This window comes from Luteimonas sp. A501 (genome assembly GCF_054052085.1).
This window is the reverse complement of the sequence record NZ_JBSVRI010000041.1, coordinates 1-536: the sequence shown is the minus strand read 5'-3', so window position 1 is coordinate 536 and position 536 is coordinate 1. Positions and strand designations below refer to the sequence as shown.

The following is a 536-nucleotide window of genomic DNA, read 5'->3' as shown; positions in this document are numbered from 1 at the left end:
GTCTCCAGTGCCGGCAGCTGATTCCGGTCAGGCTTGTAGACCAACTCCATGCCGAAGTCGTCTACGTCCACGAATTGCTTGCCCCGGATTGGAACGCCATCCTTCAGCATCTTCTCCTGCCTTTTCAGCGGCGTATGAAGAATAGTGCGAACATTCATCGCGACGTAACCGAACGTATAAACCAGCGGAACGCCTAACGTGTCCTGCAGGTGCTCGCGGAGAAAGGCATATTCCTTTTCTGGCGATCCGCGCATTCAATCAACACCTGATGGGCGGCTCTTCGGCCTCGAGGCTGGACGCGCCGACGGTCACCATGTAGCGCCGGCACCTCTCAATCCGCGAGCGGGCGTCTTTTCGCACAAGTTTCACCGATCGACAGCCAGCGCCATTTTGTTCACATCGACCCCATTTCCGGCAAGCAGATACTTCCCGGACATTACCCGGCGCGACAAATGGCCGGCGCATGCCAGCAGCAGCGCCGGCAGCATCAGGTTCAGCAGCGGAACGGCGGCAACCAGGATCAGCATTGCCCCGAG

General features: G+C 58.8%; 1 protein-coding gene. It reads right to left on the bottom strand.

Annotated features, from left to right (window positions below; all coding sequences use genetic code 11):
* A partial coding sequence (locus ACW7G5_RS14805; protein ID WP_457005786.1) for a hypothetical protein occupies positions 1-254 on the bottom strand: 254 nt, incomplete at its 3' end.
* Positions 255-536 lie beyond the last annotated feature (282 nt).